The 26,160-nt window shown below is 72.6% G+C and carries 21 protein-coding genes; 9 read left to right on the forward strand and 12 right to left on the reverse strand.

What is annotated here, in order from left to right; all coding sequences use genetic code 11:
- Window positions 1–77 precede the first annotated feature (77 nt).
- The 5 genes from M8542_RS12380 to M8542_RS12400 all read right to left on the reverse strand — a co-directional run bounded on the left by M8542_RS12380 (window position 78) and on the right by M8542_RS12400 (window position 10,763).
- A complete protein-coding gene (locus tag M8542_RS12380) occupies window positions 78–5,546 on the reverse strand; it encodes an ATP-binding protein (RefSeq protein ID WP_257920248.1) in 5,469 nt (1,822 codons plus the stop codon).
- A gap of 257 nt (window positions 5,547–5,803) precedes the next feature.
- The gene (locus M8542_RS12385; protein WP_257920249.1) at window positions 5,804–6,043 is read right to left on the reverse strand and encodes a hypothetical protein; all 240 of its coding nucleotides are present in this window, start codon (window positions 6,041–6,043) and stop codon (window positions 5,804–5,806) included.
- A 94-nt stretch (window positions 6,044–6,137) separates the two neighbouring features.
- A complete protein-coding gene (locus M8542_RS12390) occupies window positions 6,138–8,348 on the reverse strand; it encodes a hypothetical protein (RefSeq protein ID WP_257920250.1) in 2,211 nt (736 codons plus the stop codon).
- Window positions 8,349–8,507: 159 nt separating this feature from the next.
- Window positions 8,508–10,133, reverse strand: coding sequence for a DUF6345 domain-containing protein (locus tag M8542_RS12395; RefSeq protein ID WP_257920251.1), 1,626 nt, complete (start codon window positions 10,131–10,133; stop codon window positions 8,508–8,510).
- 186 nt (window positions 10,134–10,319) lie between these two features.
- Complete coding sequence (locus M8542_RS12400) at window positions 10,320–10,763, reverse strand: MarR family winged helix-turn-helix transcriptional regulator (protein ID WP_257920252.1); 444 nt, start codon at window positions 10,761–10,763, stop codon at window positions 10,320–10,322.
- Between the two features lie 61 nt (window positions 10,764–10,824).
- Here M8542_RS12400 and M8542_RS12405 point away from each other — a divergent pair, with 61 nt between their 5' ends.
- The 4 genes from M8542_RS12405 (at window position 10,825) to M8542_RS12420 (ending at window position 14,020) form a co-directional block, all read left to right on the forward strand.
- A complete protein-coding gene (locus tag M8542_RS12405; protein ID WP_257920253.1) occupies window positions 10,825–11,193 on the forward strand; it encodes a VOC family protein in 369 nt (122 codons plus the stop codon).
- Window positions 11,194–11,212: 19 nt separating this feature from the next.
- Window positions 11,213–11,533: a hypothetical protein gene (locus M8542_RS12410; protein ID WP_257920254.1), complete on the forward strand. Its 321-nt coding sequence runs from the start codon at window positions 11,213–11,215 to the stop codon at window positions 11,531–11,533.
- Between the two features lie 99 nt (window positions 11,534–11,632).
- Complete coding sequence (locus tag M8542_RS12415; RefSeq protein ID WP_257920255.1) at window positions 11,633–13,144, forward strand: CehA/McbA family metallohydrolase; 1,512 nt, start codon at window positions 11,633–11,635, stop codon at window positions 13,142–13,144.
- A gap of 87 nt (window positions 13,145–13,231) precedes the next feature.
- The gene (locus tag M8542_RS12420; protein WP_257920256.1) at window positions 13,232–14,020 is read left to right on the forward strand and encodes a hypothetical protein; all 789 of its coding nucleotides are present in this window, start codon (window positions 13,232–13,234) and stop codon (window positions 14,018–14,020) included.
- Window positions 14,021–14,095: 75 nt separating this feature from the next.
- Here the strand turns inward: M8542_RS12420 and M8542_RS12425 are convergent, their stop codons facing one another.
- The 3 genes from M8542_RS12425 to M8542_RS12435 are packed head-to-tail and all read right to left on the reverse strand — an operon-like array spanning window position 14,096 to window position 16,813.
- Window positions 14,096–15,121: an NAD(P)-dependent alcohol dehydrogenase gene (locus M8542_RS12425; protein ID WP_257920257.1), complete on the reverse strand. Its 1,026-nt coding sequence runs from the start codon at window positions 15,119–15,121 to the stop codon at window positions 14,096–14,098.
- The gene (locus M8542_RS12430; protein WP_257920258.1) at window positions 15,118–15,798 is read right to left on the reverse strand and encodes an iron-sulfur cluster assembly protein; all 681 of its coding nucleotides are present in this window, start codon (window positions 15,796–15,798) and stop codon (window positions 15,118–15,120) included. Before M8542_RS12430 ends, M8542_RS12425 begins: the two co-directional genes overlap by 4 nt.
- Window position 15,799: 1 nt before the next feature.
- Window positions 15,800–16,813: an amidohydrolase family protein gene (locus M8542_RS12435; protein ID WP_257920259.1), complete on the reverse strand. Its 1,014-nt coding sequence runs from the start codon at window positions 16,811–16,813 to the stop codon at window positions 15,800–15,802.
- A 165-nt stretch (window positions 16,814–16,978) separates the two neighbouring features.
- Between M8542_RS12435 and M8542_RS12440 the strand changes: the two genes are divergently transcribed.
- A complete protein-coding gene (locus M8542_RS12440; protein ID WP_257920260.1) occupies window positions 16,979–18,442 on the forward strand; it encodes an AAA-type ATPase lid domain-containing protein in 1,464 nt (487 codons plus the stop codon).
- On the opposite strand, the gene M8542_RS12445 is transcribed toward M8542_RS12440, so the two are convergent.
- Window positions 18,417–19,634, reverse strand: coding sequence for an MFS transporter (locus M8542_RS12445; protein ID WP_257920261.1), 1,218 nt, complete (start codon window positions 19,632–19,634; stop codon window positions 18,417–18,419). The genes M8542_RS12440 and M8542_RS12445 overlap by 26 nt on opposite strands.
- Before the next feature lie 81 nt (window positions 19,635–19,715).
- Here M8542_RS12445 and pdxR point away from each other — a divergent pair, with 81 nt between their 5' ends.
- A complete protein-coding gene (gene pdxR, locus M8542_RS12450) occupies window positions 19,716–21,119 on the forward strand; it encodes a MocR-like pyridoxine biosynthesis transcription factor PdxR (protein WP_257920262.1) in 1,404 nt (467 codons plus the stop codon).
- Here the strand turns inward: pdxR and M8542_RS12455 are convergent.
- Window positions 21,047–22,471 (reverse strand): MFS transporter, encoded by a 1,425-nt coding sequence (locus tag M8542_RS12455; protein ID WP_257920263.1) that lies wholly within the window; start codon window positions 22,469–22,471, stop codon window positions 21,047–21,049. The two genes, pdxR and M8542_RS12455, sit on opposite strands and share 73 nt — an antisense overlap.
- A gap of 85 nt (window positions 22,472–22,556) precedes the next feature.
- Window positions 22,557–23,024, reverse strand: a complete 468-nt coding sequence (locus M8542_RS12460; protein ID WP_257920264.1) for an SRPBCC family protein — start codon at window positions 23,022–23,024, stop codon at window positions 22,557–22,559.
- Window positions 23,025–23,184: 160 nt separating this feature from the next.
- On the opposite strand from M8542_RS12460, the gene M8542_RS12465 reads away from it, so the two are divergent.
- Window positions 23,185–23,700, forward strand: a complete 516-nt coding sequence (locus tag M8542_RS12465) for a bifunctional nuclease family protein (RefSeq protein ID WP_257920265.1) — start codon at window positions 23,185–23,187, stop codon at window positions 23,698–23,700.
- Between the two features lies 1 nt (window position 23,701).
- On the opposite strand, the gene M8542_RS12470 is transcribed toward M8542_RS12465, so the two are convergent.
- Window positions 23,702–24,187: a DUF2087 domain-containing protein gene (locus M8542_RS12470; protein WP_257920266.1), complete on the reverse strand. Its 486-nt coding sequence runs from the start codon at window positions 24,185–24,187 to the stop codon at window positions 23,702–23,704.
- 79 nt (window positions 24,188–24,266) lie between these two features.
- Here M8542_RS12470 and M8542_RS12475 point away from each other — a divergent pair, with 79 nt between their 5' ends.
- Both M8542_RS12475 and M8542_RS12480 read left to right on the forward strand, forming a co-directional pair.
- Entirely contained in the window at window positions 24,267–25,910 is a 1,644-nt protein-coding gene (locus M8542_RS12475) for a fatty acyl-AMP ligase (RefSeq protein ID WP_257920267.1), read from the forward strand.
- Window positions 25,903–26,160, forward strand: coding sequence for an acyl carrier protein (locus M8542_RS12480; RefSeq protein ID WP_257920268.1), 258 nt, complete (start codon window positions 25,903–25,905; stop codon window positions 26,158–26,160). Before M8542_RS12475 ends, M8542_RS12480 begins: the two co-directional genes overlap by 8 nt.

Genomic DNA, 26,160 nt, shown 5'->3' on the forward strand with positions numbered 1-26,160 from the left:
CGGGGTGGCCCCACCGCGTTTCGACCGGTGGTGTGTTTTCGGGGGGTTCCAACCCCCCCGCAACACTCACGACAGCGTCAGTCCTTCAGGCCGTGCTCGATGGCCTCGATGATGCGCGGCCGCAGCTCCGCGGTGCTGATGATCGCGTCCACCGAGCCGACCTCGACCGCGCGCCGGATGCTGTGCACCTTGTCGAACTCCGCCGCGATCTCGCTGACCTTCTCCGCGCGGACCGACGACTGGACCTCCGCCAGCTTGGCGCTGAGCGCGGCCCGCTCGGCCGCGTCGGCCGCCGTGACCTGGTTCTGCAGTTCCAGCACGCGCGGGTCGTTCGCCGTGCGCTTGGCCACGTCGCCGGCGAACACCACCGCCGCCGCCGGGGCGCCGCCCAGCACCGAGGCGAACGAGCCGTCGACGGCCAGCACCGTCATGTTCGGGTTGAGCGCCTTGGAGAACACCACGAACGCGCCGCCGTGGTAACGCGAGATCACGGTGAACACGATCGGGCCGCGGAAGTTGACGATCGCCCGGCCGATTTCCGCGCCGTACTCCAATTGCAGCTTGCGCAGTGACTCCGGCGAGCCGTCGAAGCCCGAGAGGTTCGCCAGCACCACCAGCGGCCGGTTGCCCGACGCCGCGTTGATCGCCCGCGCCGTCTTCTTCGACGACCGCGGGAACAGCGTGCCCGCGGTGTAGGTGTCGGGGCCGTCGGTGGGCGGGAAGCCGCGGCGGGGCACCGAACGCGACTCGATGCCGACCAGGCAGACCGGCCGCCCGCCGATGTGCACGTCCTGCACCGCGGCGGTGTCCGCGTCGGCCATGCCCGCCCAGCGCTCGAGCACCGGGTGGTCCTGGTCGGACAGCGCGCGCATCACCGTGCGGATGTCGAACGGCTTCTTGCGGTCCGGGTTGTGCTCGGCCGAGAAGATCTGGCCGACCGTGGTGAAGTCGCTGCCGACGACCGCGTGCGGGAACGCCGAGACGTCGCGGTCGACCGGGTCGTCCGTGCCCACCTTGCGCGGCCCGGCCTCGCCCGGCACGACGTAGGTGTGGTCGTAGTACGACATCAGCACGGCGCGTGCGGCCGCCAGGTTCGGCGCCCAGTACTGGGCCTGGCCGTTCGGGCCCATGACGCGGTCGTAGCCGCCGATGCCGTAGTTGTCCTCGGCCGACACGCCGCCGGAGAAGTCCAGCGCCTGCTTGCCGGTGAGCACCATCGCCGAGTCCGGCGTCATGATCAGGACGCCCTTGGTGTGCATGAGCATCGTGGCTTCGGCGTTCCAGTACGGCTGGGCGCCGACGTTGATGCCGTTGACGACGATGTTGATCTCGCCGCCGTCCTGGGTGAACGTGACGATCCGCTTGAGCGCCGCGGCGACCCAGTCCATGTTCTCGGTGCCCGAGGACATCGAGATCCGCGCGCCCGAGGAGAGCGCGAACCACTCCAGCGGGACGCGCATCCGCTCGGCCAGGTCGAGGGCCGCGATCACGCGCGAGCACTCCGGCTCCGACAGCGCGCCCAGCGACTTCGTCGGGTCGCCGAGCAGGACGACCCGCGTGACGCCTTCGGGGTGCCGCTCGGTCGGCGTCGTCACGACACCGGCGACGATCGCCGCGCTGTTCTGGCCCTTCGGCCGGTCCACCGGGACCAGGCCGCCCTCGGCGTCGAAGTCGTGCTCGACGAAGGAGCCGCTGGTGCCGGCGAGCAGGTCGGTCAGCTCGTACGGGTAGACGTTGCCGCGCCGCGCCGCGCGCAGCACCTTCAGGCGGTAGTCGTCCAGCGGCCGGACCGGCTCGGTCGAGGGCGGCCCGACGTGCAGCCGCGCGCCGTGCCCGGCGTCGAAGGTGATGCGGGCGGCGATCTCGGTCAGCTTGCCCGCGTCGGTGCGCCGCCGGCCCAGGAACTGGACCTCCTCCAGGCCCGCGCCGACCGAAGTCGGCAGGATGCGCTGGACCAGGGTGTTCAGCTCGTCGGTGGTCAGCTCCGTCTGCGGCCAGACGTACATCATGATCCGGTTGGTGTCGAACCGCTTGTTCTGCGGCCGCAGCGCCTGGATGTTCCGGATCGCGTCGAGGCACGCGGTGACGGCGTCCTCGAGCGCGGGCAGGGCGACCAGCCGGCCGTCGGCCTCGCGCAGCGGGGTCAGGTCGCGGACCTGGCCCATCGCGATCAGCCGCTCGTCGGCCGGGTTGGTCTTCGCCACGGCCTTGAACAGGTAGATCTCCTCGTCCGCCGACGGCAGGCGGGTGAGGTCGAACTCGTGCAGCCGCTCCAGCTGCAGCCGCTGCGCGATCTGCGGGTGCAGGCCGCGGATCAGCCTGTCCTCGGTGAAGCCCGCGCCTTCGCGGCGGAAGGTGAAGTGGTGGTGCATCACCGCGCCGCCGGTGCCGGCCACGGTGACCACGATCCGGCGGACACTCGCCGGCGGCGCGTGCTCGGCCAGCAGCGCGGCGAGCCGCTCGGCGGTCGCGTCCGCGTCCGGCTGGTCCTCCCAGCGCAGGTACAGGTCGGCGACGACGCCCTCGGTGGCCACCTCGCCGAGCGCGTCCAGCGCGTTGGGCAGGGCCGCGAAGTCGACGGCGGTGGTGACCAGCGGCAGCACGCCGTCGGGGGCGTTGAGCTCGGCGGTCAGCCAGCGGCAGCCCCCGGCGTCGCGCACCGTGACGCCGGACAGCCGGCGGTTGCCGTAGTAGCGGCGGGTCAGGACCTCCAGCAGCGGCGCGTGGTCGCGGCCGGGCCGGCCGATGCGCTGCCCGATCAGCCGGACCAGCGGCTGCGAGCCGGTGATCATGGCCTGGATCCGCTCGGCGCGGTCGGCGGCGTCCGGGTGCTGGTCGAGGTAGCGCAGCTCGGTGCGGACCGCGGCGTACACCTCGGCGCGGTGCCGGCGCAGCAGCGGCTGGGCGAACCAGCGGAAGACCACGCCGCGGGCCAGGTCCGACACCGCGGGGAAGCGCACCTGCGTGGCTTCGATCAGGTGCTCCAGGGTGAGCCCGGCACGCTCGCTGAGCGACTCGACCGGCGGCGCCCCGGCCAGCCACTGGCGCAGCAGCTCGGAGACGACGGCCACGTCGGCCGGCATCCGTTGCTGCGCCAGGAAGATCCGGAAGACCGCGGACTCCAGCTCGCGCGTGCGCTCCAGCTCGGTGACGCGATAGTGGGCGAGCAGCTTCGTCAGCTTCGCCTGGAAGCCTTCGGTGACCCCGGCGCGCTCGACGTCGAGGCTCTGCAGGTAGCTGTGGAAGAACTCGCGGGGGCTGTGCACCGCGCCGTTGGGCACCGTGTCCTCGCCGCCGGGGGTGTTGCGGCTCAGCTCTGACAGGTCGGCGAACGCGGTGAGCAGTCCCAGCTCGCCTTCGACCGGCCGGTTGCCCAGCTCGGTGCGGGCCTCGACGTAGGCGGCGAGGAGCCGCTTGCGCTCGGCCGGGTCGACGTCGAAGCCGAGCAGGAGGCTGCGCAGGTCCTGCAGGCCGCGCTCGACGCGCTCGGCCGCGGACACGCCGTCCGGGACCGACGGCAGCTCGATCTCGACGGCTTCGGTCTCGTCGGCCGCTTCCTCCTCGGCGCCGTCGGCGAGCGGCTCGAGGCGCATCAGCGGCGCGCCGGTCTCGACCTGGCTGCCGACCGACACCGGGCATTCGCGGACGCGGGCGCGGAACGGCGCGCGCAGCACCGTCTCCATCTTCATGCTCTCCAGCACGAGGATCGGCGCGTTCGCCTCGACCTCGTCGCCGACCGCCAGCGGCGTGGCGACCACCAGCGCGGGCGCGGGGGAGCGGACGACGCCGCCTTCGTCGCGGCTGACGCGGTGGGTGACGCCGTCGACCTCGACCAGGTGGATCGGGCCGTGGGTGGCCGCGACGAGGCGGAAGCGGCGGCCGTTGACCACGATCTGGCCGCTGTGGGCGTCGAAGCGGTTGAGCTCGACGTCGGCGTGGTGGACGTCCGAGCCGCCGGCGGAGATGCCGACGCGGAAGCGGGTCTGGCCCGCGCGGGACACGCTGACGCGGTAGCCGACGCCGCGGAGCTTGAGGTCGAGCGGGCGGCCGGCCTCGTGCTGCACCTGCGGGCGGCCGCCGTGCGCGGTGGCCAGCAGGCGCTGGACGGAGAGCTCTTCCTCGTCCTGGTAGGCCTCGATGGCGGCCGCGGCGAGCGCGATCGCGGAGTGCCGGTGGGTGACCAGGCGGCCCTCGGCGCGGACGCGGTCGATCCAGCCGGTGTCGGCGCTGGCGTCGATCACCTCGGGCTGGTCGAGCAGGTCGAGCACGAAGCTCTTGTTGGTCGCGCCGCCTTCGATGATGACGGTGGTCTCGGCCATCGCGCGACGCAGGCGGCCCAGCGCCTCGTCGCGGTCGCGGCCGTAGGCGATGATCTTGGCGATCATCGAGTCGAAGTCGGCCGGGATGGTGTCGCCTTCGCTGACGCCGGTGTCGACCCGGATGCCGGGGCCGGCGGGCAGCGCCAGGCGCGCGATGCGGCCGGGGGAGGGCGCGAAGTCGCGGTCGGGGTCTTCGGCGTTGAGCCGGGCTTCGACGGCGTGGCCGAGCTCGGCGGGCTGGTCGCCCGCCAGCTTGCCGCCGCCGGCGACGTGCAGCTGCAGCTTGACCAGGTCGGTGCCGGTGGTGATCTCGGTGATCGGGTGCTCGACCTGCAGGCGGGTGTTGACCTCGAGGAAGGCGAACAGCTTCTCGCCCGGGTGGTACAGGAACTCGACGGTGCACGCGCCGCGGTAGCCGACCGCCACGGCGAGCCGCTCGGCCGACGTCTTCAGCTCGGCAGTCTGCTCCGGCGCGAGCACGGGGGAGGCGGACTCTTCGATGATCTTCTGGTTGCGCCGCTGCACCGAGCAGTCGCGGACGCCGAGCGCCCACGCCGTCGCGCCGTCGGAGATCACCTGGACCTCGACGTGCCGCGCGCCGGTGACCAGGCGCTCCAGGAACACGACGCCGGAGCCGAACGCGCGCAGGGCCTCCTGGCTGGTGCGCTCGTAGGCGTCGGCGAGGTCTTCGCCGGAGGCCACCATGCGGATGCCGCGCCCGCCGCCGCCCGCGGTGGCCTTGAGCATCAGCGGGTAGCCGATCCGGTCACCGGCCGCCAGCGCGTCTTCGAGCGTCGCGACCTCGCCGCGGCTCCACGGCGCGACCGGCACGCCGACCTCTTCGGCGATCAGCTTCGCGCCGATCTTGTCGCCGAGCTTGCGCATCGCCTCGGCGCTCGGCCCGACGAAGGTGATGCCGACCTTCTCGCAGAGCTCGGCGAAGGCCGGGTCCTCCGCGACGAAGCCCCAGCCGACCCACGCGGCGTCGGCCTTGGTCTCGACCAGCGCCGTCTCGAGCTTCGCGAGGTCGAGGTAGGGGCGGGCCGACGCCGGACCGAGGTCGTAGGCCAGGTCGGCCTCACGCACGAAGGTGGCGGTGCGGTCCGCGTCGGTGTAGAGGGCGACCGTCTCGATCCGCGTCCCGGTTTCCGCCGACAGATCCCGGACGGCGTGGATGAGCCGCATAGCGGCCTCTCCGCGGTTGACGATGGCGACACGACTGAACACCGGCTGAGCCTCCCAAGTACCCACGCACAGAAGGCGACGCACCTGTTCTGGGGCGTCGCCTGCACCTGTCTACACCCTGCTGGATTACCGCCGGGTAGACCAATGTCCGCCATGGCGCATGCCGAGGCGGCTGCTTTGTGGCAACCCTACAAAAAGCGACCCGCGCCACACCGCGGAGGCGGGGTTTTGGGCGAGGTCTGCGACAAAGCACAGGGATCAGCCTACGACCAGGAGAACAGCGGGTGACGCGGACGCGATCAGGAGGCGAGCAGCACGTGGGACTCCAGCACGTGGCCGAGTTCGCGGCGTTCGGCCTCCGACAACGGCACGGCCGCCACCGCGCAGTGGCCGTCCGGGCCCGGGGCCGTGGTGATCGCCAGCACCGGGTGGCCGTCGATCTCGCGCAGGGTCACGCGGCCGCCGCAGGACAGGTCCACCGTCACCCCGGGCTGTTCGCGATGCTTGCCCAGCCAGCGGCCGACGAAGTCGAAAGTCATCGCGCTCTCCCCTCGGTACGCACACCCTCCGGGCACAGGTGTCACCGGTAAATGCCCCGGATACCTCCCGTTCACACCCGATCCCGGTGAAAAGTCAGCGCGGACCGGCCGCCGCCATCACGGATTTCGCAGCCGGTGGCCAGTTTCCGCCGGTCACGACCGTCGTGTCGGTGATGAGCACGTTCGTGCCGAGGTTCTTCACCACCGTGTTGTCCGTGAAGTTGCCGTGCACCCGGATGTCGTGGATGGTCGGCGTCCACATGCCCACCCAGCGGCCGGTCGGGTTGCTCACCACGTTGCCGAACGTGTTCCAGTACGAGCTGCCCTCGTCGTGGTAGAGCATGTTGTTGTTGTTCGGCGCGTCGTGCACCCAGTTGCCCGCGGTCACCGACTCCGCCGTCGCGTCCTGTCCGCCGAGCGTGTAGATCGGGCCGCCGTCGAGCAGCGTGCGCATCACGTCGTGGATGTCGTTGCCGACGATGTGGTTGTCGCCCGAGTAGAGCGTGCCCCGGCGGCACGCCGGCAGACCCTGCTTCGCCTGCAGCTCGCACGGTGACGCCCAGCCCCACCCCCACCCGAGTGAGATGCCCGAGTACGGCGTGCGCGCGATTTCGTTGTGCTCGAGGGTGATCCGCCGCCCGTGCCCGGCCCAGACGCCGACCGCGTCGTGGTAGTCCCGGCCGACGTCGGTGATCGTGGTGTCGGCGATCGTGGTGTCCAGCGTCATCCGCGCGGGATCGGTCAGGTAGTAGTCGTCGACCTCGCCGATCGCGATCCCGCCGGCGGCGATGTCCTCGAACCGGCTGCGCGTGACGCGCGAGGACTGCGTCCCGTCGGCGAACGCGAGCCCGGCGCCGCCGAGCTGCCGGAAAGTGCTGCCGCCGACCGAAACGTCCCGGCCGCGGTGGATCTCGAGCGCGGCCGGCGGGCGGATCGGCGCGTGCGGCGCCGCCGCGGCCCACTGGACGCCGGCCTGGTTGTCGACGTAGCCGTCGCGCGACGGCAGCGTCCACGTCGTGCCGGTGAACGTCAGCCCGGTGAAACTCAAGTCCCGCACCGGTCGCACCGCCTCCGGGGTGACGACGAACGCGTCGACCAGGAACGGCCGGTCGCTCCGGCTGGTCAGGGTCACCGTGTGCCGGCCCTTCGGCAGCTCGCCGATCGAATAGACGACCTGCTGTGCGAGCCGGACGTCGCCGGTTTCGGTGTGCGGCCGGGGATCCGGGCGCCCGTCGACGGTCGCGGTGAACGCGCCCTGGCCGGTGTTCGTTTCGGCGAGCACGTCCAGCCCGGTGCCGCTGAAGGTGTAGCTCACCGAGGCGCCCGGCGTCGTCGTGACGTGCACGCCGTCCTGGTAGTCGCCGAACGCCCGGTTCGCCGACGTCGTCCACGCGCCGGTGTAGGCCCCGGCGCCGTCGTCGACCGGCGTGAGGTGGCCGGGCGTGCCCGACGCCTCGACGAGCGTTTCGAGCAGCGGCAGCTCGACGTCGGCCCGCGTCATGTCCTGGCCGGGCAACGGGATGTAGGACAGCTTCCCCGCGGCCCGGTCGAGGTACCACTGGCCGGGCCGGGTGAGCAGCTCGGGCGCGTTCTCGACCCAGCTGACGCCGTCGAGCTTGGGCAGACCGTTGCCGTTGAACGGGAACTGCCGGTTGATGACGGCGGTGTTGTTGTTGCGCCAGCACTCCGGCTGGACGGTCAGCGCGGATCCGCCGCCGTCGGGCGTGATCGACGTCAGCGGGCAGCGCAGGTGCTTCCACTTGTTCTCCTGCACCACCTCGATCCCCGGCTGGTTCGTCAGCGCGGCGAACGCCGGGTCGGGGGTGCGGAAGCCGGTGGCGGTCGCGGTGAACGTCGCGGGGTTCAGCGCGGTGCGGGCGCGTTCGGCGCGGACGCCGTCGACGAACAGCTGCCGGGTGTCGGTGCCGGCGGGGACGCGCGCCGTGTAGATGTCACGCGTGCCGTCGGTGCGGGTGAACCCGGTGACGCGGCGCGCGCCGGTGAGCACCGGTGTCTCGCCCGGGGCGGCGCGGAACGCGACCTTCGCGGCGGTGCGGGGGAGTTCGAGCGTCCGGGACAGCCGGTAGGTGCCGCCGTGGAGCAGGACCGTGACGTCGCCGCGTTCGACGGCGAGCCGCTGGGAAGCGCTTTCCAGCGCGCACGGGCGGTGCGGCGAGCAGGCTTCGCCGCGCCCGTCCGGCGCGACGACGAGCGTCCGGCCGGGAGCCGCGCCCGCCGGCGTGGTGAGGGTGACGGCCGCCAGCAGTGCCGCGCCCAGGGCCGTGCCCAGTCGTCCGAGGTGCATGGCACGACGCTGGCACCCCATACATCAGATGTCAACGCGCCTTTCAGCGGCAGAGCAGCCTCGACGTGCAAGAAGCTGCGTCAGACATCTGATGAATGTCTCGGTGGGCGGGACGAGAAACGGGCCGGCACCCCCCGACGTGGTGCCGGCCCGCCTGCCTCAGCGCAGCGGTGCCTCCAGGACGTACCGCTTCGCCAACCCCTCGCCGCAGTCCACCTCGACCGTCCGGCGGGCCACCGGGGCGCCGTCGTCGCCGCGCATCGCGTAGCCCACGGTCGTCGAGTCCGGGATCGCGCGGACCTCGGCCGGCACGCGCCCGCCCGCGGACAGCCGGCGCAGCAGGCGCTGCAGCGGCGCGTCCAGTGCCTCGTCCACAGTGGATGGATCACGGCCGGCGCCCGCCGTCGACGGCGGCGCGGCCGGCGCGCCCGCGGTCAGCCGGTCGACCTCGCGGGTGGCGTCGGCGATCGTGGTCACCGTGCCCGAGCCGTCGATGGCGACCCGGACCTCGCCGAGACCGGGCGTGACGACCGGCTGCCCGTCGACGAGCTGCGTGAACACCACGTGTGTCTCGCGCACCCGCGGCTCGGCGACCTCTTCGGGCGTGCCGCCCGCGTGGTACTGGTGGCGCACCGCGTCCGCGACCAGGTCGACGCGGTCGGCCAGGCCGAACGTCTCGACGGCGTCCTGTGCGATCCGGACCGCCTCCGCGGCGCTCGGCGCGTCGCGGCCGCTGCCGTCGGTCTCGGCGAAGGTGATCTCGCGGACGCCCCGGTGGTCGACGGTCAGCCGCGGCCCACCCTGGCCGTCGCCCAGGACGAGCCCGTGCGGGCCCATCGCCGGCTCGGCCTGGCCGCCGCCGACCCGGACGCCGTAGTGCCCGGCCAGCTCGCTCAGCCGCGCGGGCGAGAGCCGGTGCGGCGCGAACCGGGCCGTCTGCGGGGTGCCGGGCAGCTCCACCCGCGGCGGGCTGATGCTCTTGGCGGCGTCGTACCAGGTCCACCACCACCAGTTCTTCGACGCGGCGGCGGTGTTGAACGCGCCTTCGTTGAACAGCCGGTCCTGCGCCTCGGCCTGCGTCGCCCCGCACGCCACGACCGAGGGCGCCTGGTGGTGGTCGATGTCCCACGACGCGTCGAGCCAGGCCTTGCCGAACTTGTGGCCGTTGGCGTTCCACTTGCTGAAGAAGTAGGCCCCGTAGTTGGGGCTGTCGACGCTGGTGGTCTCGAAGCCGAAGATCATCCGCAGGCCCAGGTTCGCCGCGTCCCACGTGCGGATCGGGCTGTTGCCGTCGCCGATGCGCAGGGAGAGGCAGGTGGAGAAGAACAGGTAGCGGGCGACCTCGTTGCCCAGGCGCATGTCGTTCGAGCTCGCCCAGGCGGTGCCGCCCCAGGTGCCGCCCATCGGCATCCAGAAGACCCCGTTGCCGTCCATGGTCCCGTGCCCGGAGTGGTACTCCGCGACGCAGGCGTCGAAGCCGTAGGTGCCCTGCCAGTCGTCGTACTGCTCGCCGTAGATCCAGGACAGCACGCCGCCGTCGGTGTACCAGAAGTTCGGCGCCGTGAACTGCTTGACGTAATTGTAGAAACCGCCGGCGTCTTCGTGGGTCGCGGACAGGTCGTTGATTCCCGGCGGGAAGTCTTCGATCGAGCAGACGCCGTACCGGTTCGCGCCCCGCTCGGCGGCGATCCCGCCGGCGGCGAACGGATCACCCGAGGTCAGCGCCCGCGCGGCGGTGGGTGCGCCCGGTGGCGCGGAGACCGCGCCGTTCTTGAGCAATGCCATGGTTCCTCCCCGGATGTGGCTTTCGGACGAGCGCTGTGACGCTAACTCCGCAGCCGGGAAAAGCCGCCGGATACATCTTTTTGCCACACCTTCAGCGGAATTTTTTCAGCGCTGCACCGATTCCGTGGAGCATTCCCGGCCGGGGCGGGGAGCCGGTCAGCGGGAACCGGCCACAGTGGACGCGCGTCAGCTGTCGTCCCGCAGGGCACGGATCATGGCGCCCAGAAGCCGGAACGCGGCCGCCTGCTCGGTCTCGGTCAGGCCGCCCAGCATCCGCACTTCGACGGACCGGACCGCCACGGTCGCCTTCTCGAGGCTGCGCCGGCCGCGAGGCGTGAGCCGCGTCGGCAGCGCCTTCCCGACGGGCGCTTCGGCGGGCCTGGTCACGTAGCCGTCGCGCTCCAGGGCCTGCAGCAGGACGTTCATCGACTGCCGGGTGACGAACGCGCCCCGCGCGAGCTCGGAGTTCGACAACCCCGGCCGCTGGGCCAGCAGCTCGAGGCAGGAGTAGTGCGTCACGTTCATCCCGAGCGGCCGCAGCACCTCCTCCATGGCCACGCGCAAGGCGCTCGACGCCTCCTTCAGCAGGTAGCCCAGCGACGTCTCCAGGTCGACCCCGTCTTGACTCATGTCAGCATTCTGACATACGGTGTGCGTGTCAGGAACCTGACACGACGAAAGGATCACCGACATGCCCGTCACCGGACCCGACTTCATCTCGCTCCAGGCGCGCGACCTCGACGCTTCGCGGGCGTTCTACGAGCGGTACCTCGGCCTCGTCCGCTCGCCGGCCGGACCGCCGCACGCCGTCGTCTTCGAAACGAAGCCGATCGCCTTCGCGCTGCGCGACGTCGTCCCCGGCACCGATCTCGCCGCCGTCGCCCAGCCGGGCATCGGCGCCGCGATCTGGCTGCACGCCACGGACGTCCAGGCCATCCACGACGCACTGGTCGCCGACGGCCACCGGATCGTCTCCGCACCGATCGACGGCCCCTTCGGGCGGACCTTCACCTTCGCCGACCCCGACGGCTACCAGGTCACGCTCCACGACCGAGCCTGATGGCGGGCAGGATGGCGGGATGAAACTCGGGCAGTTGGCGTCGGCGGCGCGGGAGGTCTTCACCGCGAACCTGGTCTACGGCGAACCGGTGGAGCGGGACGGGACGGTCGTGCTCCCCGCGGCGGCCGTCCTCGGCGGTGGGGGTGGCGGCGGGGGAGACCGGCTCCCGGTGCGCGAGGGCGCCGGGTTCGGGGTGCACGCCCGGCCCGTCGGCGCGTTCGTCGTCCGGGGCGGCTCGGTGACCTGGGTGCCGGCGGTCGACGTCACCCGGCTCGGGGCGGCCGCGAGCGCCACCGTGGTCGCGCTCGCGTGGATCCTGGCCCGCCGCGCCAGGTCCTGACCGGGCACCGCGGCCACGCGCCGAAAGTTCACCGCCGGTTCTTGTCCGCGTTCGCGTTCGCGGCCTAGCGTCGGGGCGTCTTTCGATGCGGAGGTACGCATGAGTTCTGGGGACTTCACCCGGCGCACGCTGCTGCGCGCGAGCGGGGTGGCGGCGGTGGGCGCGGCGGCGGGGATGCTGCCCGGCGTCGCCTTCGCCGACCAGCCGGGCGGCGCCGGCACGCAGACCAGGACGGTCACCGGCACCTTCCGGCCGGACATCCCGGACTGGTACTACCTGCCGGTCGACGTCCCGCGCGGCGTCAAGCAGATCGACGTCGTGTACTCCTACGACAAGCCCCAGGTGCCCGCCGGCACCCGCGGGAACGCCTGCGACATCGGCATGTTCGGCCCGGAAGGCCACGACCTGGGCAACGCGCGCGGGTTCCGCGGCTGGTCCGGCGGCTTCCGCGACCGGTTCTCGATCAGCGCGTCCGAAGCGACGCCGGGCTACCTCGCCGGGCCGATCAAGCCCGGCCGGTGGCACGTCGTCCTCGGCCCGTACACCGTCGCGCCGCAGGGCCTGAACTACCGGGTGGACATCACGCTCACCTTCGGGCCGGACGCCGCGCCGTTCAAGCCGGACCCGGCGCCGGAGTCGGCGCCGGCCCGCGAGCGCGGCCGCGCCTGGTACCGCGGCGACGGCCACCTGCACACCGTGCACTCCGACGGCCGCCGCACGCCCGAGCAGCTGGTCGCCGACGCGCGGGCCGCCGGGCTCGACTTCATGGTCTCCACCGACCACAACACGTCCAGCTCGCAGCTGGTCTGGGGCCGGTACGCCACCGACGACCTGCTGATCCTCAACGGCGAAGAGGTCACGACGCGCTCCGGGCACTGGCCCGCGATCGGCCTGCCCGCCGGCACGTGGATCGACTGGCGCTACCGCGCGGCCGACGCCGCGGACTTCCGCCGGTTCACCGACCAGGTGCACCGGGCGGGTGGCCTGGTCACCGCCGCGCACCCGTTCGCCAACTGCTTCGGCTGCACCTACGAGTTCGCGTACGAGATCGCCGACCTCGTCGAGGTGTGGAACGGCCCGTGGACCCAGGACGACGAGGCGAGCGTCATCCACTGGGACGGCCTGCTGCGCGGCGGCCGGTTCATCCCGGCGATCGGCGACTCCGACGCGCACAACCCGGACCAGCGGGTCGCGCTGCCGCACACCGTCGTCTTCGCCGACCGGCTGCGCCGCAAGGAGCTGCTGGCCGGGCTCAAGGCGGGGCGGTCGTGGCTGGCCGAGTCGTCTTCGGTGCAGCTGGACTTCACGGTGTCCGGCGGCGGCCGCACCGCGGGCATCGGCGAGCGGCTGCCGGCGGGCACCGGGACGGCGGTGACGGTGCGCGCGGTCGTCGGCGGCGTGCCGGGCACGACGGTGACGTTCCTCGACCAGCTGGGCCCGGAACACACGGAAACGGTCGGCGACTCGGGCACGGCCACCGTGACGTGGACCACGTACCCGCGGTACTCGCGGTGGGTGCGCGTCGAGGTCCGGCGCCCGTCCGGCGGCCCGAACACGACTCAGCCGAACGCCATGGTCGCGCTGTCCAACCCGATCTTCCTCGGCGCCTGAACCTCCACCCGGTGTGCCGCGTCCTGTCTTTGGCAGACTGGTGCGAACGGGTGAAGGCGAGGCAGGGTGCGTGGTTGTGGCCTGAAGGTGGCCATCTTCCTGGGGGCGGTCATCGTGCTGACCGCGGGGATCGTCGTGGTGGTCGTGCTGACGCGTAGCCCGGTGCGGACGCCGGGCTGCACGGTGGCGACGCCGGGGCAGAACGGGTACACGTTCACCCCGGAGCAGATGGACAGCGCCGCGACGATCTCGGCCGTCGGGACCAAGCTGGGGCTGCCGCCGCACGCGGCCACGATCGCGCTGGCCACGGCGTTGCAGGAGTCGAAGCTGCGCAACCTGGAGGGCGGTGACCGCGACTCGGTCGGGCTGTTCCAGCAGCGGCCGAGCCAGGGCTGGGGCACGGTGGCGCAGCTGCGCGACCCGGTCTACGCGGCGACGGCGTTCTACCAGAAGCTGGAGAAGCTGCCGGGCTGGGAGACCCTGCCGATCACCGAGGCTGCCCAGGAGATCCAGCGCTCGGGCGTCCCGGACGCGTACGCGCAGTGGGAGTCGCAGTCCCGCGCGCTGGCGGCGGCGTTCAACGGCCAGTTCCCGGCCGCGCTGACCTGCCGGAACCTGACCCTGGCGGCGCCCGGAGACATAGCGGCGTCAGCCACCGCGGAGCTGGGCACGGCCCGCCTGAGCGGCGCCCACCCGGCGGCGCAGGGCTGGACGTACGCGAGCTGGCTGGTGGGCCGCGCGGAGGCGCTGGGCATCGACAAGGTGAGCTACGCCGGCCAGACGTGGACGGCGGAGTCCGGGGCCTGGGCCCAGGACTCCGCCGCCGGCCAAGACCTCTCCCTGCACCAGGCCCCGGCGGCCCAGCCCACCGAGTAAGCGGCACTTTCCCTATGAAAGTGACATGGAGTGGGGACTCCGGATCACTTTCGTAGGGAAAGTGCCGCCTTGTGGTCAGGGGACGAGGATGGCTCGGCCGCGGATGTGGCCGGCGCCGAGGTCGTCCAGGGCGTCCTGGAAGCGGTCGAGCGAGTACCGGGCCGTGTGGAGCTTCACGCGGCCCTGCGCCGCCAGCACCATAAGCTCGCACAGGTCGTTGTACGAGCCCACCAGGTTGCCGACCAAGGTGATCTCGGTCGAGATGATGTCGATCGTCGGGACGTCGATGTTCTCGCCGTAACCCACGACGTGGTAGTCGCCGGCCCGCCGCAGCATCGCGATGCCGTCGCGGGTCGCGCCGCCTTCGCCGACGAAGTCGATCACTGCTTCCGCGCCGTGGCCGCCCGTCAGGTCGAGGACCTGGGTCACCTGGGAGCCGTCGCCGACGACGCCGTGGTCCGCGCCGATCGACACCGCCAGCTTCACCGCGTCCGGGTTGCGGTCCACCACGATCAGCTCGGCCGCCGAGATCGCCTTCAGCACCTGGATCCCGATGTGCCCGAGCCCGCCCGCGCCGATCACGACGCACTTGTCGCCGGGGCGCAGGCGCCGCGCCGCCTTCGCCGCCGCGTGGTAGGCCGTGAGCCCGGCGTCCGCCAGCGCCGCGACGTCCGCCGGCTCCAGCGAGCCGTCGATCTTGACGACGCTGCGCGCCGACGTCTTGAGGTACTCCGCATAGCCGCCCGCGGTGTCGATGCCCGGGAACTGCGACTGCTCACAGTGGACGTCGTCGCCGAAGCGGCAGGCCCGGCACAGCCCGCACGTGATGAGCGGGTGCACGATCACCTTGTCGCCCTCGGCGACGTTGGTGACCGCGCTGCCGACCGCGTGCACCCAGCCCGCGTTCTCGTGCCCGATCGTGTAGGGCAGCGTGACGCCGGACTTCTCCTTCCACTGCCCTTCGAGGATGTGGATGTCGGTGCGGCACACGCCCGCGCCGCCGATCCGCACGACCACGTCGTACGGGCCGGTGACCGTGGGCGCGGCGACTTCGGTCATCCGCAGGGGCTGGTCGTACCCGACGACCTGGACCGCCTTCATGCTGTTGCCTCCACCGGGGAATCGGGGTAGCGGGTGCGGAGCAGCCCGCGGCAGAAGTGGGCATTGCCTTCCATGGAAATCCGCACGGACTTCGCGAACCGCAGCCGCAGCGGGATCTCCTCGCGGGGGAACGGCGTCCCGTGCTCGTCGACCAGCACCGGCGACGCCGGGTCGGCCGGCAGCCCGAGGGCGGCCCGCCGCCGCACCAGCGCCGCCGAAGCCGGCACCTCCGGCAGGTCCGCGAGGGTGACCCCGTGCAGGTCGACGTCGCCGTCGGCGCGCAGCAGCACGGTCAGCGCGCGTTCCATCGCGGCCTGGTGCGCCTTGCGGCGGAAGATCTCCCGCAGCTCCGCCAGGTCCTGGTCGGCTTCGTGGCCGAACGTCCCGTGGTAACCGGCGTCCGCGGCGAGACCGGCGTTGATGAGGTCGGAGTCGTGATGGTCGTCGAGCTCCACCACGACCTCGGTCGTCCACGGCAACGCGGTCAGCACGTCCTTCGCGTCCGACGCCATCAGGTAGGCGAAGTTCGGCGCGCAGAACGACGTCGGCAGTCGCAAGTGGACGGTCACCCGCCCGCCGTCGACGTCGAGGGACTTGACGAAGCCGAGGTCGGTGATGGGCTCGTCCAGCTCCGGGTCGAGCACCGCGTCCAGCGCGGTGTAGGCGTCGGTGGTCATGTCACGCCACCGACACGGCCTGCGGCTCGAGCTGCGGCAGCCGCAGCTCGGAAGGCACCGGGATGTCGTACATCGCCGCCGCGTTGAGGCCGAGGATCTTCTTCTTCTGGGCCACGGTCAGCGGCGCGTACTCGGGCATGTCCGCCGGGATCTGGAAGTCGACGAACCGCTCGATCAGCCACTTCGGCGTCCAGAGCGCGTAGTCGCTGGAGAACTGGATGCGGTCCTCGTCGAGCCAGTACAGCAGCTCGCCGATAATCTGCGCGAAGTAGCGCGGCCGGGTGTGGATGAACGGGAGCGCCACCGCGAGTCCCGCGTGGACGTTCGGCTCCTGCGTGGCGATCCAGCAGAAGTCCTCCAGCCGCGGCAGGCCACAGTGTTCGACGACGAAGTCGAGGTCGGTGAAGTCGGTCGCGGCGTGGTCGACGTCGGCGACGTCGAAGGCGTCGCGGTCCAGCGGCCGGATCGTCGGTCCCTTGTGGACGTGGATGTTCTTGATGCCCAGCTCCTGGCAGGCCTCGAAGTACTTGTACGTCCACTTGTCGTTGAGCTTGTAGCCGCGCGAGTCCCCCTGCCACTCGGCGGTGTAGAGCTTGACGCCCTTGAGCCCGAAGCGCTTCGCCTCCTGCTTGAGCTGGTCGATGCCGGCCTGCTCCAGCCGTGGGTCGAAGAAGTGGTTGTAGGTGAGCTTGCCGGGGTGCTGCTGCGTCAGCGCGAACGCTTCTTCGGTCTGGCCGAAGCCGTTGTTGTAGAACGCGCCGAGGTGCGCGGGCTGGAAGATCGCGTGGTCGACGTACCCGATCTCGAACAGGTCGTGCATCAGCCGCTCGCCGCCCTGGTAGAGGTACTCCTCGTAGGGCCACTTCTCCGACGCCGGGCTGAGGTTCTGGTGGTAGTCGTAGAAGCAGTCGATGAACTGCTTGCCGTGGATGGTGCGCTGGTTCTCCGGGCGCGCGTCCCAGAGGGCCACGTGGGCGTCCACGATGAAGTAGTTCTCGCCGTCCTTGCTGTACATCCGGATCCCTCCACGTCGTCGTGTGCTGGAGGGGACGGTAAGGACGTCGGCGCTGGTCAGGGACCCGTCGCGTGTCCCATTTTGAGACAGCTCACCGCAACGCCCGCGCATCGGTGGACGTACGGTGGGGGAGTCCGACGCAGAGCCGCGTCCCGGGAGGCCGAGGTGGAGAACCCGCAGGTGCACGTCACGCGTTCGTTCGACGCGAAGGCGGCGATCGCGCCCCGGCTGCGGGCGTCGTGGCAGCGCAGCGAGCGGTACGGGGTGCCCGAGGACGAGGTCCTGCCGGTGTTCTCCGGCGCGGTCGACACCGGGTCGCTGCTGTTCGAATGCGGCACCGAGGTGCTGCGCGGCCTGCAGGCGACGCTGGCCAACGAGCCGATCAGCCTGATGATCACCGACAGCGAAGGCCTCGTGCTGAGCCGGTTGTGCACCGACGCCACCATCAACCGGTCGCTGGACCGGGTGCACCTCGCGCCCGGCTTCTACTTCGCCGAGAGCAACGCGGGCACGAACGGGCTGGGCCTGGCGCTCGCCGACCGGGCGCCGTCACTCGTGCGGGCGAGCGAGCACTACTGCACCGGCCTGCGCGGCTACACGTGCGCGGCCGTGCCGGTGCTGGACCCGCTGACCGGGGCGCTCGCCGGCAGCGTCAACCTGACGACCTGGTCGGCGCAGTCGTCCGAGCTGCTGCTGGCGCTCGCGCAGGCCGCGGCGGGCAACACCGCGGCGCTGATGCTGGCCCGCGCGTCCGGGCGCACCCCCCGCCCGACCCCGCGCGGCGAGGTCTTCCGCGTCTACGCCGACCGCGTCGACCCGGGTGACGTGCCCCGGCTGTCACCCGCTTGGACCACCGCGCTGGGCGAAGCGCACACCGCGCTCGCCGCGGGCCGCGTCGTCGCGGTCGTCGGCGAGCCGGGCGCGGGCAAGACGGCCCTCGCGTCGCTGGCCCGGCGCGAGCTGCGCCCCCGGGAGCGGGTGCTCAACGCGCGCCCGCCCGCACCCGACGACGTCGACACCTGGCTGACGCTGTGGACACCCGAGCTGGCGAAGGACGGCACCTGCGTCATCGTGTCGGGCGTGGAGGCCCTGCCGGCGTGGGCGGCAGAGGAGCTGGCGCGGCGGTTCGCCGACGTCCGCGGGGACGGGCCGCCGCCGTTCGTGCTCACCGCGGAGGACGCCGGTGCCGTGCCGGCGGCGCTGCGGCCGCTGGTGGACCGGGTGGTCGAGCTGCCGGCGCTGCGTTTCCGCCCGGACGACATCCTCCCGCTGGCCCACCACTTCGCCCGGCGCGACCGCGGCCGGGAAATCACGTTCACCTCGGCCGCGGTCCGGGCGCTCACGGCGTACGACTGGCCCGAGAACGCGAAGCAGCTTCGGCGGGTGGTGCGGGAAGCGGCTTCGCGGTCGGACGTGGTGGACACCGCGCACCTGCCGGCAGAGGTGTTCAGCGGGGTGGGGCACCGGTTGAGCCGGCTGCAGGCGCTCGAGCGGGACGAGATCGTGCGCTGCCTGGCCGAGCCAGGCGCGACGGTGGTGCACGCGGCGGCGAAGCTCGGCATGGGCCGCGCGACGCTCTACCGGAAGATGGCGCAGTACGGGCTCAACGCGCGGCAGCTGAAGTCCTAGCGGCCCAGCGCACCGCCGGGCCCATCGCCCAGCCCGCGGCGAGGAACACCGCACCCATCAGCAGCCAGCCCGGCAGCCCCCAGCCGACCACGACCGTGCTCAGCAGCACCGGGCCGATCGCGCGAGCCACCGACACGCCCGTGCCGAAGAACCCCTGGTACTGCCCCTGCTTGTCGGCCGGGGCCAGCGCGAAGCCGATCTCCCAGGTGCCCGCCGACTGCAGCATCTCGCCGAACACCTGCACCAGCGCGCCCACCACCAGCACCGCGAACGCGACCGACGGCGAGGTCCCCGACGCCGACAACGCGAACGCCACGCACGAGGCCAGCAGCAGCACCCCGGACCGGCGCACCATCCGCGCGGCCGAACCGATGCTCGCCAGCCGGCCCGCCACGCGGACCTGCACCAGCACCACCACGACCGTGTTCAGCACGAACAGCGCCGACACGGTCCAACCCGGCGCGGCCGTCCGCTCGACGATCCACAGCGGGATCGCGACGCTCAGCAGCGGCATCCGCAGCAGCAGGACCGCGTTCAGCACCGTCACCAGCGCATACGGCCGGTCGCGCAGCACGGCCAGCTTCGGCTCGCCCGTGCGCGGAGCCGACGTCGTCACGGGCGGGAGCGCCAGCATGAGCGCCGCGGTGACCACGAACGTCGCGGCGTCGAGCACGAAGACCGTCAGGTACGCCGACGCCGTGTCGGCCGAGAGCGCGAGGCCACCCAGGCCGGCGCCGATCGCGAGCCCCGCGTTGCCCGCCGACTGCAGCTGCGCCCGGACGCGCGTGCGCCGTTCCGGGTCGGCGAGCGCGGCCAGCAGCGCCTGGCGGACCGCGGCCAGCCCGGTCTGGCAGCTGCCGTAGAGGCACGCGGCCAGCACGAACAGCAGCGGCGAGCGGACCAGCAGGAACGTCAGTATCGACGCGCTCGTCGCCAGCGCCAGCAGGACCGCCGAGCCGCGGGCGCCGTGGCGGTCGGCGAGGTGGCCGAGCGGCACACCCGCGACCGAGCCGACCGCCCAGCCGAGCGTGAGGCCGAGCCCGACCTGCGCCGGGCTCAGCCCGACGATCCGCGTGAAGAACAGCACCGAACAGGTCAGGAACGCGCCGTCGCCGAGCGAGCCGGCCAGCTGGGCGGCGGCGAGCAGCCGGCCCGGGCGGGCGGGTGCGGGGCGATCCACGGTCAGCGTCATACCGATGACGGTAGAGCGAGATTTGGCCCGATCCCAGATCCAATTCCCGTGGATCAGATTGGGCCAATGTAGCCTCGGCGCATGGACTTCCACGTCAGCCTGGCCGGCCGCGGCGACCTGTCCGTCCGGATCTACCGGCAGCTGCGGGACGCCGTGCTCGACGGCCGGCTGCGGGCGGGGGAGCGGCTGCCGCCGACCCGGGAGCTGGCGCGGCGGCTGGCGGTTTCGCGCAACACCGTCGCGGTCGCCTACGACCGCCTCACCGCCGACGGCTTCCTCACCGGCCGCGTCGGCGCCGGGACCTACGTCTGCGCCTCGCTGCCCGCGCCGAAACCGCGTTCGGTGCCCACCGCGAGCGGGCCGCGGCCGAAAGCGATCTGGCGGTCGCTGCCGCCGGCGGTGACCGCGCCGGTCCGCGAACCGCGCTACGACTTCCGCGTCGGCGTCCCCGACGCCGGGCTGTTCCCCCTCGAAACGTGGCGCCGGTTCCTCGCCCGCGAACTCCGCGACCGCGTCGCCCACTACGCGGACCCGGCCGGCCACCCGCCCCTGCGCGCGGCGATCGCCCGGCACGCGGGCGTTTCCCGTTCGGTGCGCGCGGCCGCGGACGACGTCATCGTCACCCAGGGCGCGCAGCAGGCTTTGGACCTCTTGTGTCGCGTGCTGCTGTCCCCGGGCGACCGTGTCGCCGTCGAAGAGCCCGGCTACCGCCAGGCGAAGCTGCTCTTCGCGTCCCACGGCGCCGAAGTCGTCGGTGTCCCGGTGGACGGCGAAGGCCTCGACGTCGCGGCGCTGCCCCCGCGCACGAAGCTGGTGTACGTGACGCCGTCGCACCAGTTCCCGCTCGGCACCCCGATGTCGCTGGCCCGCCGCGCGGCCTTGCTGGCGTGGGCTTCGCACGCGGACGCGCTGGTGGTCGAGGACGACTACGACAGCGAGTTCCGCTTTTCCGACCGCCCGCTGGAACCGTTGCAGAGCCTGGACCGCGACGGGCGGGTGGCGTACGTGGGGTCGTTCTCGAAGACGCTGCTCCCGATGCTGCGCCTGGGTTTCCTGGTGGCGCCGCCCTCGTTGCGGGACGCGCTGCGGCAAGCCCGTCAGCTGGCCGATTGGCACGGCGACCCGGTCGCGCAGGCGGCGTTGGCCAGGTTCGTCGACGAAGGTCTGTTCGCCCGGCACCTTCGCCGAGCGACGAAGGTGTACGCGCAACGGCACGAGCGGCTCGTGTCTGCTTTGGACTCACGGTTCGCGGACCGCCTGCGGGTGGTCCCCTCGGCGGCGGGGCTGCACCTGTGCGCGCTCGCCGACGTCGACCTGGAGCCGATCGCCGCCCGGGCGTCGGCGGCGGGCGTGGCGGTGCAGACGCTTTCCGACCTGTGCGGCGGATCTCCGGCGCCGGGCCTGGTCCTCGGCTATGGCTCGATCCCGGTGGCGGAGATCGACGCCGGACTCGCGGCGCTGGCCGAAGCCTGGGGCTCGACGTGATGATCCGACCGTCGTCTCGCCGCGATCGCCACCCCGCCGGCTGAAGTCGCCGCCGCGGTGGCCAGGACCAGGAGCCAGCCGTGGCGGAAGTCCGCCAGGTCCGGGGTGCCGGCGAAGACGGCCACGAGCACCGCGGTGCCCAGCACGGTGCCGACCTGACGCGTCGTGTTGACCATCGACGAGCCCGCACCCCAGCGGGCCGGCGGCAGGACCGTGCCCACCACGCCCGACAGGCTCGGCAGGATCAGCCCGACCCCGATGCCGGTCAGCAGCTGGCCGGGCAGCATCGAGCCCAGGTAGTCGGGCGTCGATCCCATGCGCAGCAACCAGATCAGGACCCCGGCGCCGAACGACAGCCCGCCGAGCGCGACCGCCGGGCCCGGGCCGAAGCGGTGCACGAACCGGCCGCCGAGGATCGACACCGGCACCACGACCAGCGGCCCCGGCGCCAGCGACAGCCCGGCGACGAGGATCGAGTCGTGCCAGACCGACGTCAGGAACAGCACGTTGCCGAACAGCATCGCCGCGAACCCGGCCGCGAACACCCCGGTCGTCACGCAGGCCAGCCACAGCGTCGGGACGCGCAGCGCCGGCAGGTCCAGCACCGGCGTCGCGTGCCGCGCCGAGCGCAGCGGCACCCACACCAGCGCGACGACGGCGACCGCGAACGCCAGCAGCACCGGCCGCGCGCCCCAGCCGTCGTCGGACGCCTCGACCAGCGCGTAGGCCAGCGCGCCGACACCCACGAGCAGGCCGGCCGCACCCAGCAGGTCGGGGACGCCGGTCGAGGTGTCCCGCGACTCGCGCAGCACCCGCGGCCCGGCCAGCAGGGTCAGTGCGCAGATCGGCAGGTTCACCAGGAACACCCAGCGCCAGGACGCCTCGACGAGCAGCCCGCCGACCGGCGGCCCGAGCGCCGCGGCCGCCGCGCCGACCGACGCCCAGACGCCGACCGCCATCGGCCGCCGCTGCGGCGGGAACGCCGTCAGCAGCAACGCCAGCGACGTCGGCATGACCAGGGCCGCGCCGATCGCCTGCACCGCGCGGAAGGCGATGAGCACCGGGATCGACGGTGCGGCCGCGCACAGCGCCGAGGCGAGCGTGAAGACGGCGACCCCGAGCAGGAACAGCCGCTTCCGGCCGTACCGGTCGGCCAGGCGCCCGGCCGGGGCGAGGCAGGCGGCGAACAGCACGGTGTAGCCGTTGAGCACCCACGACAGCGTCGCGAGGTCGTCGCCGGGGAACGCGGCCCGGATGCCGGGGAAGGCGATGGTGACGATGAAGGTGTCCAGGCTGGCGAGGAACGCCGCCGTCGAGACGACCAGCAGCACGAGACCGGGTTTCGGCGGCATGCGTCCTCCTAGGTTTGAAAGAGCAACCTAGCCGGAAACAGTGGGTCTCAACAAGAGACTGACCAGTTCAGGGCGACACAAGTCACTACGCCGCCGCGTGCTCCGCCGCCCGCGCCTTGAGCGCCGCGAGGGTGTGCTCGATCGACCGCACGTTGTACCCCGGCCGATCGGCCCGGCCGGTCACCCGCGGCCCCATGAACTTCCGGACCACCCAGCTGCCGATCCGGTACCAGTTCTCGGTCACCCGGCAGCCCGCGGCCGTCGGGGTCAGCACGTACTCCCACCTCGACACCCGTGACCCGAAGGGGGTCCGCACGTCGAAGGCGAACCGGCGGTGCTCCTCGAAGGCCACCACCTTCACCCGCGTCCACCACCGCAGGTCGCCGTTGCGGTTGCGCCCGCGGAAGCGCGCCCCCGGGCCCGGCTCGTCGAGCCAGCGACCGCCGATGTTCTCCGGGCTCAGCTCGCCCATCCGGGGCAGGTCGGTGACCCACGACCACACCGTGCCGGCGTCGATCGGGACGTCGACGGCACGCGAGATTGTCGGTTTCACGCCCCGAGGGTGACAGCGCCGCCCCGCGCCCGGCCAGGTGTGCGCGCGGAATCCGCAGCCCAGGAGAACGGAGGGTGAAAAAACTGCCCCGCGAAGCCCGGTTGTAAACCGGGCGTTCTGGGTATCTCGCGCGCGGAGTAGTCCCGACACGGAGGGTGCGGTGGTCAGCGTGATCCCGATCGAGGTCGTCGGCATGGCTGTCCCGGTGCCCGGCGAAGCGCCCCTGATGCTCCTTCGCGAGCCGGACGGCGCCCGGCGCTGGCTGGCCATCATGATCGGCTACGGCGAGGCCGAAGCGCTCGTGCGCGCCCGGGAGCAGGTCGCGCAGCCCCGCCCGGGCACCATCGAGCTGCTCGGCGACGTCCTCGCGGCGTTCGGCCAGGGCGTCGCGGCGGTCGAGCTGACCGAGGTGCGCGACGGCATCTTCTACGCCGACCTCGTGCTCGTCTCCGGCACTCGCGTGTCGGCCCGCCCGAGCGACGCGGTCGCGCTCGGCCTGCGCCAGGGCGCGCCGATCAGCGTCGCCGAAGAGGTGCTCGACGTCGCGTCGGTGCAGCTCGAGGTCGAGCAGGAGACCGAAGGCCCGGCGTCGGACGCGCTGGACACCGAGGCCGAGATCGAGCGGTTCCGCGCCGAGCTCGACGGCCTGCGCCCCGAGGACTTCGACGACCTGTGAGTCAGCCCGCGGCGCGTGCCTCGGCCGGGCGGCCGTACGCGCCGCCGTCGTTGCTGCGCTGCAGCAGGCCTTCGTCGACGAGGTAGCGGCGCAGGGTCGCGTGGTCGTCGTGGACCATCGAGAGCTTCTCGCGGACGTCCTGCTCGGTGTAGAGCCGCCCGGGCTCGAACCGCTCGGCGAGGTGCGCGAGCAGTGCCCGCCGCGGCCGGCCCGAATGCGGGATCGCGACCAGCCGGCCGCGGCTGAAGAGCGTCTCCAGCGGGTCGGCGGGCGCCTTGGCCAGCGCGGCGCGGAAGACCTCGGGCACCGCCCGGTAGCGAGCACCGTCGGCGGTGACGAGCCCCGCGTCGACCAAGCGCTTCGCGAGCTTCGCCGTCGCCCGGTCGCCCGGCGCCGGCAGTCCCTCGGGTTCGGCGCAGATCCGCGCGAACAACCGCAGCCGTCCGGGGTCGGCGAGGGCGGAGACCAGCGCTTCGGGTGAGGCCATGGGCACGGACGCTACTCGCGGCCCCGCCGGCGGCGCACCGGGTTTCGCGGTGGCCGCGCCACCCCAGTAGGTTGCCTTCGTGCCCCGTCCGCCCGAGACCGTGCCCGAGGCGGTGCTGCGCGCCTCGATCGTGGAGCGCCTGTTCGCCCGCGCGGACGATGATCGCCCACTGTTCACCCACCAGGACCACAGTCACGACGCCGAGCACACCTGGACGTGGGCCGAGTTCGCCGCCCGGGTCCGCGTGGTCGCCGGCGCGCTGCGGCAGATCGCCGAGCCGGGGGACCGGGTCGCCGTCCTCGCGGGCCAGGAGCTGGCGTACCCGCTCGCGTTCTTCGGGGTGCTGGCCGCCGGGCTGGTCGCCGTCCCGCTGATGCCGCCGTCGAGCCCCGCCCAGGCCGAGCGGCTCACCGGCGTCCTGGCCGACTGCGGCGCGCGCGTCTGGCTGACGTCGTCGGCCGCGGCGGCGCGCGTGCGCGACTTCGGTGGCCACGACCACCTGCTCGTGGCCGACGAGCTGACCGGGCCGGGCGCCGATCCCGTCCCGGTGGCGCCGGAGAGCCCCGCGTACCTGCAGTACACCTCGGGGTCGACGCGGGAGCCGGCCGGCGCGGTGATCCCGCACCGCGCGATCGTCGCGGCCTGCTGGCAGGGCAGTCAGGCCTACGCCGTCGACGAGGGGACGACCTGCGCCGGCTGGATCCCGTTCTTCCACGACATGGGCCTGATCCAGCTGCTGTGCCTGCCCGTCTTCGCCGGCGGGCGCGGGGTGTTCATGGCCCCGGCCGAGTTCGTGCACCGGCCGGCGCGGTGGCTGCGGCAGCTGGCCGGCTACCCGGCCGTGTTCACCGCCGCGCCGAACTTCGCCTACGACCTGGCGGCCGACGCCGGCGCCGAGGACGGCCTCGACCTCTCGGACGTGCGGGTCGCGCTCAACGGGGCCGAACCCGTCCGCCCGCGCACGGTCGAGCGCTTCCTCGAGGTCTTCGGCCCGCACGGGTTCCGGCGCGAGGCCTACCGGCCGTCCTACGGGCTCGCCGAGGCCACCGTGTACGTCGCGAGCGCGGGAGAAGAAGGGCCGCGGGGCGCGGTTTTCGACCGTGCGGCCCTCGCCCAGGGCCACGCGGTCGAAATCGTCGACGGGCAGGAGCTCGTGTCCGTCGGCCGTCCGGTCGGGCAGCTCGTCCGGATCGTCCACGAAGGACACGAGCAGCCCGAGGGCGAGGTCGGCGAGATCTGGATCCACGGCCCGAACGTCGCGACCGGCTACTGGGGCCGCGGCGACAGTGCCGCGTTCGACGGCACGCTCGACGGCCTCGGCGGCTGGCTGCGCACCGGCGACCTCGGGGTCGTGCACCGCGGCGACCTCTACGTCACCGGCCGGCTCAAGGACCTCATCGTCGTCGACGGCCGCAACTTCCACCCGCAGGACATCGAAGCGGCGGCGGGGGAGGCGCACCCCGCGGTCCGCCGCGACCGCGTCGCCGCGTTCGGCGTGACCGACGACGACGGCGAAGGCGCGATGGTGGTCGCGGAATGGGTACGCGGAGCGGAGGCAGACCCCAAAGAGGTCACCCGGGCGGTGCTGCGCGCGGTGTCGAAATTGCACGATCTCACACTCCGTGCGGTACGGATGGTCCCTTCCGGCGACCTTCCGCGGACCTCGAGCGGCAAGGTCGCCCGGTCGGCCGCGCGAGCACGTTATGGTGACGTCCGTGGGTGATCACCGCGCCGAGGTCACGAAGGTCGTCAGCGACACCTTCCGGCTCGACCCGGCCCTCGTCGAGCCCGACGCTCCCCTGGAGGAGCTCGGCATCGACTCGAAGGGCCGGATCAAGCTCCTGGCGGCACTGGAGGTCTACTACGGCGTGACGATCGACCTGGACCAGCTCGACCGGTTCACGGACGTGGGATCCGTGGCCGACGTGCTCGCCGAAGCACTGGGAACCGAAAGATCTGAGGAGAGGCGCTGA

The organism is Amycolatopsis iheyensis (assembly GCF_024703995.1).
GTDB classification, from domain to species: domain Bacteria; phylum Actinomycetota; class Actinomycetes; order Mycobacteriales; family Pseudonocardiaceae; genus Amycolatopsis; species Amycolatopsis iheyensis.

Coding starts and splice junctions, on each gene's coding strand:
- pdxR (WP_257920262.1), top strand. CDS start 19,716: ATGGACTTCCACGTCAGCCTGGCCGGCCGCGGCGACCTGTCCGTCCGG.
- M8542_RS12455 (WP_257920263.1), bottom strand. CDS start 22,471: ATGCCGCCGAAACCCGGTCTCGTGCTGCTGGTCGTCTCGACGGCGGCG.
- M8542_RS12395 (WP_257920251.1), bottom strand. CDS start 10,133: ATGGCATTGCTCAAGAACGGCGCGGTCTCCGCGCCACCGGGCGCACCC.
- M8542_RS12400 (WP_257920252.1), bottom strand. CDS start 10,763: ATGAGTCAAGACGGGGTCGACCTGGAGACGTCGCTGGGCTACCTGCTG.
- M8542_RS12390 (WP_257920250.1), bottom strand. CDS start 8,348: ATGCACCTCGGACGACTGGGCACGGCCCTGGGCGCGGCACTGCTGGCG.
- M8542_RS12435 (WP_257920259.1), bottom strand. CDS start 16,813: ATGTACAGCAAGGACGGCGAGAACTACTTCATCGTGGACGCCCACGTG.
- M8542_RS12385 (WP_257920249.1), bottom strand. CDS start 6,043: ATGACTTTCGACTTCGTCGGCCGCTGGCTGGGCAAGCATCGCGAACAG.
- M8542_RS12415 (WP_257920255.1), top strand. CDS start 11,633: ATGAGTTCTGGGGACTTCACCCGGCGCACGCTGCTGCGCGCGAGCGGG.
- M8542_RS12445 (WP_257920261.1), bottom strand. CDS start 19,634: ATGACGCTGACCGTGGATCGCCCCGCACCCGCCCGCCCGGGCCGGCTG.
- M8542_RS12425 (WP_257920257.1), bottom strand. CDS start 15,121: ATGAAGGCGGTCCAGGTCGTCGGGTACGACCAGCCCCTGCGGATGACC.
- M8542_RS12405 (WP_257920253.1), top strand. CDS start 10,825: ATGCCCGTCACCGGACCCGACTTCATCTCGCTCCAGGCGCGCGACCTC.
- M8542_RS12410 (WP_257920254.1), top strand. CDS start 11,213: ATGAAACTCGGGCAGTTGGCGTCGGCGGCGCGGGAGGTCTTCACCGCG.
- M8542_RS12430 (WP_257920258.1), bottom strand. CDS start 15,798: ATGACCACCGACGCCTACACCGCGCTGGACGCGGTGCTCGACCCGGAG.
- M8542_RS12470 (WP_257920266.1), bottom strand. CDS start 24,187: ATGGCCTCACCCGAAGCGCTGGTCTCCGCCCTCGCCGACCCCGGACGG.